General features: G+C 46.4%; 5 protein-coding genes and 1 pseudogene. 4 read left to right on the top strand and 2 right to left on the bottom strand.

Annotation, left to right across the window (positions count from 1 at the left end):
- Positions 1-322 precede the first annotated feature (322 nt).
- The 3 genes and pseudogenes from QT974_RS30210 to QT974_RS30200 all read left to right on the top strand — a co-directional run.
- Positions 323-460: pseudogene (locus QT974_RS30210) on the top strand (hypothetical protein); the annotation flags it as partial.
- A 22-nt stretch (positions 461-482) separates the two neighbouring features.
- A complete protein-coding gene (locus QT974_RS30205; RefSeq protein ID WP_333472072.1) occupies positions 483-1,340 on the top strand; it encodes a Uma2 family endonuclease in 858 nt (285 codons plus the stop codon).
- A 65-nt stretch (positions 1,341-1,405) separates the two neighbouring features.
- On the top strand, positions 1,406-3,274 hold the full coding sequence (locus QT974_RS30200; protein ID WP_333472071.1) for a tetratricopeptide repeat protein: 1,869 nt from the start codon (positions 1,406-1,408) through the stop codon (positions 3,272-3,274).
- Positions 3,275-3,430: 156 nt separating this feature from the next.
- On the opposite strand, the gene QT974_RS30195 is transcribed toward QT974_RS30200, so the two are convergent.
- Positions 3,431-4,063 carry a L,D-transpeptidase gene (locus QT974_RS30195; RefSeq protein ID WP_333472070.1) on the bottom strand — a complete coding sequence of 211 codons (633 nt, stop codon included), beginning with the start codon at positions 4,061-4,063 and terminating at the stop codon, positions 3,431-3,433.
- 796 nt (positions 4,064-4,859) lie between these two features.
- On the opposite strand from QT974_RS30195, the gene QT974_RS30190 reads away from it, so the two are divergent.
- Positions 4,860-5,369, top strand: a complete 510-nt coding sequence (locus QT974_RS30190; RefSeq protein ID WP_333472069.1) for an autotransporter — start codon at positions 4,860-4,862, stop codon at positions 5,367-5,369.
- A 117-nt stretch (positions 5,370-5,486) separates the two neighbouring features.
- On the opposite strand, the gene QT974_RS30185 is transcribed toward QT974_RS30190, so the two are convergent.
- Positions 5,487-5,709: hypothetical protein (locus QT974_RS30185; RefSeq protein ID WP_333472068.1), on the bottom strand; the 223-nt coding region annotated here is incomplete at its 5' end.

Here is a 5,709-nt window from a genome sequence, read left to right as displayed (position 1 = left end):
TTAGTTGCCGTAATTGCCCTCTCGTTTCTATCTTTCACATCGCCTTTCCTGTTGACTCGCAGCGCTGCGGCCCAAAACCCGATCGCATCTAAGGCTAATCCCAAAGAGATTGATTACTTAATTGAGTAGTTAAAGATTAACAAGAAAATAGACGGCAATTTACTCGCTAATATTTTTGAGTTAATGCTGCACTATTTAAACCGAATAAACCCCAGCGTAATATAGTATAAACTTAGGGATTTCACTGCTAGATATCAACAGCAATGACGAGAGTAAATGGCAAGATTTATTAAAGGTAGCAGACTCCTAAAATTCACCAGAAGGAATCAAAGGCTTTATGTTAGCAGTAAAAGATTGCTATCTCGATCGCATTCCCGGTGCAAAGGATACCGATTTTCTGCCCAAAGAAATCGCAGCGCGCTATAATGTCTCCATTACCGTACCGCCTCAATCTCCTTAAGCCGTCTCGCCCGGGTAATCTTATGACGATGTACGTACCGGATTCGCAGCCTTACCAAACAAAACTGCTCCCTACGATGTACGATCTACCTAGTGAAGACCCGGAGGAGCCCGGTTTGCCTGACGAATATCACGACTATCAACCCGAACTGCTGCGTACAACCTGTCGCCCCCGCAACCATCCGATAGACCAAATATTTATAGCCACAGACCTCAATCTATACTACGATTCTAATCATCTCAATTGGTATAAAAGACCCGATTGGTTTGTTGTCTTGGGAGCTTCGAGATTTTATCGAGGTGAGGACTTGCGCCTCAGCTACGTGATGTGGCAAGAAAATATTAGTCCTTTAGTAGTAGTCGAACTGCTGTCACCTGGAACTGAAGATGAAGATTTGGGAATCACACCAGAAGTCCGAAATAAACCGCCTACTAAGTGGCGAGTTTATGAAGAGATTTTGCAGATTCCTTACTACTTTGTTTTTAGTCGCTACACTAATCAACTGAGAGTATTTCAATTGATTGATAATCGTTACTGCGAACAAATTTTAACTGATTCGCGATTCTGGATACCAGAATTAGAGTTAGGTATTGGTTTGTGGGAAGGTTGCTATCAAGGTTTTTCGAGGTTGTGGCTGCGCTGGTACGATGCTAGTGGCGATTGGGTTCTGACTCCAGAAGAATTTGAAAGACAACGAGCTGAATTAGAAAGTCAACGCGCTGAATCTGAAAGTCAGCGGGCTGAATTAGAAAGTCAACGGGCTGAATCTGAAAGACAGCGGGCTGAATCTGAAAGACAGCGGGCTGAATCTGAAAGTCAGCGAGCAAATCGATTAGCCGATCGCCTGCGAGACATGGGCATTAATCCAGATGATCTGTAAAATTAAGTAGCAGCCTGCAATACGGCGCGCAGTGTCAATAAAAACTTATTAACTAAAAATAACTTATGCCAGAATCTACTTCATTGCGCGATCGCTACCTAGCACTGATCGATAAAATTGTCGAAATCACCCTCAAAGGTCAAATTCGCTCGAAAGAACAAGTATATCAAATGTTGGTGCAAGACATTGGCACCGGCACCGGCGAAATCTTTGAACGCTGTTTTGGCGAACGCCTCGATGCCACCGACAACCTGCTCCGAAATGAAAAGGACGAAATCAAACAAGCCAAGGCAAATCGCAGCCTCAGAGCGCTAAAAACTATCCAAGGAGAATGGGAACGGTGGCAGAAGAATAACCGCGTCGATCGCGAAATCGCATCTTCCATCCAACAAATCCTGGCCGCCGAATCCAACGGCCGCCTCCTGGCAATATTGCAAATAATCGATCCCAATAAAGAACATCCGCTGACTCTCGATCAATTGCAGCAATTGTCGAAATCTGTACACCAACAAATGCTGCAAACTACCAATCCCGAAACCGAGCGAGATTTACAGCAAATTACCGCCGGGATTGCTAAAGGTTTAGAATCTTGGCAGCGCTTGGAACCGGAACTCGTAGGCTGGATTTATCAGCCGCAGCAGCTAGGATTTAGCGGCAGTCCCGAACAAAATGGGCCTTGGGCTTTTTGGGCCAAAAAAGTTAATAGTGCCTTTGCTAACGCTCTTTTACAAACTATTGCCAGGGGTGAATCGATCGTTGAACTTGCAGGGAAGCAGTCTAATGTAGAATTAGGTACATTGGTGGAATTGGCGATTATTTTGCAGTGCTTGCAGCGGGCATTGGTAACATGGTTCGACAAGCAAGTTTACGATTCCAAAGTGTCAACAAAGGCTTCGATTTCTACTTACATTACTTTTTCGGTAATCTGGAGTCAGCTAGCTAGTGGATTTAATAATTCTACCAAGAGCGGCGAACAGTTGGCAAATGCTTGTTTTCAAGTGACTTTGCAAATTTTGCGCGCGTTTTCTGGGCGGGAATACTTTCCGCTTTACGGCGGGATTTTTGCTTCGTTTGATGGTAAAGCTTTGCGACATACTTTGGATTATTTAGATGAACCGCTGCGCCGGGTTGAAGGTACTCAAGCGAAGGCTCGAATTTTGACGCTTTTGGGTTATTCGATGCAGGCGGCGGGGGCTTACGAACGATCGATCTTACTGCACAAGCAATCGCTGGAAATCGCCCGCATGGAAGGAGATAAAGCCTGCGAAGTCGCGAATCTCAATCACATCAGCCGCAATTATGTAGCTCAAAAAAATTATCAGGAAGCGATTAATTACAGCCAGCGGGCTTTGATTATGGCACGGCAAGCGGGAGAGCGGCAAGGTGAGGCGAACGCGCTGGCTAATTTGGGCTACAGCGAAGTGTTCCACGCGCGGCAGTTGGAGGAGGCGGAACCGGAGGTTTATGAAAGTGCGATCGGCTATTTGGAACAAGGCTTGTTATTATCCGAAAAATTGGGCGATCGCCAAAGTCAAGCTTTTTGCTCTAGCAGCCTCGGTATTGCTAAAATTGCTCTGGAAAATGCCGCCGGTGCGATCGAATATTTGGTCAAAGGTTGGCAAGCTGCTCAATTTTCCGGCGACTTATATCTCCAAGGTCTCAATTTAGCTTATTTAGCTCAAGCTTATTACAGCCTGAATCAATTAGAACAAGCGATATTTGCTGGCTGTTTGGGGATGTATACTTTGGAGCAAATTGGGGCGATGGAATGGCGACAATCGGCTGGTTTGCTGACAATTTTGCGCGGACAAATGGGGGCGGAAGCTTTTAAACAATCTTTGGTTAAAAGTCGTCCCAATATCATTCCGGCGATCGGTGTTGATGGCTACGATTATATCCCGGAACTGCTGGAAAAATATCAGCAATCTATTTGATATCAAAATTACTCGGTCGTTGAAACTCGGCGGTTAAAACCGCTACTACACAAACGATGTCCGCCTCTGCGGACTAAGAAATTATTCAGTCCGCGGAGGCGGACTTTGTTTTTGTAGCCGCGATTTCAATCGCCGGGGATCTAAACCTCCGAATAATTACTTCTCAACTATCACCGGAGTGCCAACTGCGACTTTCTCAAATAAAGCTTGGGCATCTTTGTCGAACATTCTGACACAACCGTGAGAAGCCGCTCGCCCGATCGACTCTGGAGTCGGAGTCCCGTGAAAACCGATCGCATTTTTACCATCCGTCCAAAACCCGATCCACCTCGTACCCAGCGGATTGTCCGGCCCTGCGGGTACAAGTTCTCCCGTCCAAGGATGCTCCCAAACCGGATCTTTAATCATTTGCATGACTTTAAAGCTACCCGTGGGAGTTTCCCAGCCGTCTTTCCCCACAGCCACCGGGAAACTGGCTTGCACCTTGTTTTTGCGGTAAACATAAACGCGACGTTCTCGCAATCTCAGCACTAAACGCACTTCTTCAACTGGATTTTCCGCAGCCTTTGGTTCTTGGGGAAGATACCGAGACGGTTCGCCCAGGGGTGGCAGTTCTGGAACTCCGAGATTGGGCAATTTTACCTCGGATTTTGAGCGCTGGGCGATCGCACCACCATTCCAATTAGCCACCGATTGGGCGGCCGCCTGCTGCTGTAGGGCTACAAACAGCCCCGCTGCACTCAAACTCACCGCAATTAACTTGTTAAATAAAAATTTGCTGTTTACCATTATTTTGTTCGCTACACTCCTCACCAGCAGTTCCTACAAAGTTCCTATCTAGTTATCCGCTAACCGCACCCAATATCTAAAGATTGAGATGATTTTTGACTGTCAATGCGCCGCGATTTTTTTAGTTTGACTTCCAGAAATTATAACTTGTTTAACTACAAAAAAAATGGTTTTATCCTTCGGACTTTAGTCCTTAAAATTAGATGCGGACGCTCAGTCCGAACGATCGAACTAATATTTTTTACTATCGGTAATTTTACGGATATAATATAATTCAACACAAAACTTACCCACTAATACCAAAAAAACTGGGATTTTATACCGCTAACGATGGCGCTTTGCGAGAGATATTGGCAAACCACCCCTGTAGATGGGTAGATACTGCAAGCAAATGATAGAATTTCACCTCCGATTAATTAGATTTTTTTAGCTGTCGCAGGGTCGCGCTCGACAATTGAAACTGTGGGGCTGCTGCATCCGGTCAGCACAATCTGTGTTTTGGCAGAGTTTCGGGCCCCTGCGACAACAGTTAGGGGCGCAAAAAAAAACGGCTGTTCGGTCGATCGAACAAACTCAATATATCACGCCCGCAGTTTAGAGATGCCAAGCCCTGAACTTGGTGTAAATCGGGAACTTATCGTGTAAAATTTAGTCTTTCAACACTTGTTCGATAATCTTTTTTGAGATTGTCCTAAATTTCCTACTTCGGGGATTAAACTGGATTAGGTCAAGAGGTTGGAACTTTCGCACTGCGGAAGCAAACCCGACCCTGAACAGAAGTTAATGTGAGGTTTCAATGCGTCTTCAGAACATCAAATTATTGACAGGTGCAACCCTGTCGGTGCTAATTTCGGCGGTCTCAGTGCATCCTGCGATGGCTAACCCTGCAACTGAAATAGCCCAAACGCAGACCACCACAACAGCAAACGCTCAAACCGTCACTGGTTTTGTTAAAAGTATTGTTGGCGACGTAGTAACAATTCGCGAAGAAAACGCCCCATACAGGACTCTCAGGATTCAAAAATGCGTCCTGAAAATTCTCGGCCTCGTACCGGGAATGAAAGTCAGGGCTAGCTACGTTGGGTCTCAGGTGGACAATATCGTTGTGATCCCCAACTATAAGGTTGTATCCACAACGGTGGTTCGTCCGTCCACCCCACCACCACGTCCAGCCCCAGCTCCAGAGCCGCCACCGCGTCCGGCTCCCGCTCCCCGTCCGATTCCCCGTCCGGCTCCGGCTCCGATTCCGGCTCCCCGTCCGGCTCCAGCTCCCCGTCCGGCTCCTCCTGTGAGAGGACTTTGGTAGAGCTGGGTTATAGCATTTTCGATTTTCGATTTTCGATTTTCGAGGACTGATAAAGCTCATGGTTTAAACCATGTCCCTACAGTTGCATTTTTTGCCAACTGCTATTAGTAAGCTGAATTAAGTAAGCCATCGCGCGCGCGGTGGCTTCGTTTTTTGAGAAGGAATTGTAATAATAGAATTGTCCAGCAATTGTTGAGAAATCGCTTTTATAGCGGTTCGATCGCGTGGTGAGGTATGCCCACCGAGGCTACCGAGGCCACCGAGGCCACCGAGGCCTATGCCGGATAAGTAAGTCGGTGTAAATAATTCAAGGTTTGTAGGTATCGGCTCCATCCCTGTA

This window comes from Microcoleus sp. BM001215392 (assembly GCF_036700185.1).
Lineage (GTDB): Bacteria > Cyanobacteriota > Cyanobacteriia > Cyanobacteriales > Microcoleaceae > Microcoleus.
This window is presented reverse-complemented; position numbering and strand designations above follow the sequence as displayed.